The following is a 1,899-nucleotide window of genomic DNA, read 5'->3' on the forward strand; positions in this document are numbered from 1 at the left end:
CCAGCCGATCATCGGCGGGAAGGCCCCTGCCGCGCCGCCGATGACGATGTTCTGCGGCGTCGCGCGCTTGAGCCAGATCGAATAGACCACCGCGTAGAAGAAGATCGTGAAGGCCAAGAGCCCCGCGGCGAAGGGATTGGCGAAGAGCGCGAGCATCACCACCGCGAAGGCGGCCAGCGTCAGCCCGATCGCCAGCGCCTCGCCGCGCTCGACCCGTCCGGAGGGGATCGGCCGGGCGGCGGTGCGCCGCATCACCGCATCAATGTCCCAGTCCTGCCACATGTTGAGCGCCCCCGCCGCCCCGGCGCCGACCGCGATGCAGAGGATCGAGGCCAGTCCGATCACCGGATGCACCGCGACCGGCGCGCAGACCATGCCGACGAAGGCGGTGAAGACCACCAGCCGCATCACCCGCGGCTTCAGGAGCTCGATGTAATCCCCGAAGGCGGGCTCGTGCGCCCGCGCCGCGAGGGTCCAGTCGGTGTCGCTCATCGCGCCCTCAGTGGGCCGGCTCGGCCGGAGCGTCTTCGGAAGCGGGCTCTCCGGCCGCGGCGTCGCTTTCGGCGTCACCGGCCTCGGCGTCCGCATTGGCGTCGTCGGCGGCGGCCTCCTCGTCGGCGGTCGCCTCGGTGGCGGCGCCGGCCTCCTCCTCGACCGCGGGCTCGGCCGGCGCTTCCGCTTCGGTCGCCGCGGCGGCCGGCGCTTCCGCTGCGGCACCGCTTTCGGCGTCGCCGGCCTCGGCGTCGAGATTGGCGTCGTCCGCGGCGGCTTCCTCCTCCGCGGTCGCCTCGGCGGCGGCATCGGTCTCGACCTCGGTGGCCGCCTCGCCGGACTCCGCCGCTGCCGCCGCGCCGGCGGCCGGCGCTGCGGCGACCGCCTCGGGCCGGGTTCCGCCGTATTCGTCGATCGCCCAGTCGAGCCAGGCGTCATAGGCCTCCTGGCTCACCACCTTGACGGTGATCGGCATGTAGGCGTGGTCCTTGCCGCAGAGCTCGGAGCACTGGCCGAAATAGATGCCCTCCTGGTCGGCGGAGAACCAGGTCTCGGCGAGGCGGCCGGGAACCGCGTCCATCTTCACGCCGAAGGCCGGGATGGTCCAGGAATGGATCACGTCGGAGCCGGTCACCAGGAGCTCGACCACCGCGCCGACGGGAACCACGACCGACGTGTCCGTGGCCAGGAGGTAATATTCGTCGGAATAGCCGTTCGCTTCGAGATCCTCGCGCGGCAGCATCAGGCTGTCGAAGGACATCTCGTAGTCGGAATATTCGTAGCTCCAGTACCACTGGTTGCCCGTCACCTTGATGGTCAGGTCGGGCTCGGGAACCTCGAGCTGCTTGAAGAGCACGGGCAGCGAGAAGGAGCCGATCAGAATCAGGATCAGCACCGGCAGCAGTGTCCAGGCGATCTCGAGCCGGGAATTGTGGGTGAAGCGCGCCGCGGTCGGGTTCGACCGGCGGTTGAACCGCAGCGCGACGACCACCAGGAGCACCATCACCAGCACGACGATGGCGAACATGATCCCGTGCACCCAGTGCGACAGCCAGTGCATGTCCTCGGCGACCGGGCTCGAGGCCGGCTGGTAGCCGGTTCCGCCGGGCACGGGCGCCCCGATTATCGGGAGCCCTGTCGGCTCTCCCTGGGCGAAGGCGCCCGTCGCCGCCCAGAGCGTGGCGAAGCCCAGCGCGGCACCGATCCGTGTGGTCATCTTCATCGTCCCATCCCGCCGCTGCGGCGCCGGCCCCCCGACGCGAGGTATGCGGCTGTGTTGCAGCCATCGGCAGGTGAACCATATTAGGACCTGAAGAACAAGATGCGGCTTTGCCGTGCCGGCCACCTCGGTCGCCCGCCCCAACCGATCCGGAGACCATTCATGCCATCCTCCCCGCGCTTCCGGCC

At 70.0% G+C, this 1,899-nt stretch carries 1 protein-coding gene and 1 pseudogene; both read right to left on the reverse strand.

The genetic code is table 11. The features are described from left to right. Positions 1–492 (reverse strand): UbiA family prenyltransferase (locus V7050_RS20775; protein WP_324411251.1); only part of this gene is annotated, 492 nt, incomplete at its 3' end. A gap of 370 nt (positions 493–862) precedes the next feature. Then, positions 863–1,708: pseudogene (coxB, locus tag V7050_RS20780) on the reverse strand (cytochrome c oxidase subunit II); the annotation flags it as partial. Positions 1,709–1,899 lie beyond the last annotated feature (191 nt).

The sequence above is a fragment of the Amaricoccus sp. genome (assembly GCF_036846665.1).
Classification (GTDB): domain Bacteria; phylum Pseudomonadota; class Alphaproteobacteria; order Rhodobacterales; family Rhodobacteraceae; genus Amaricoccus.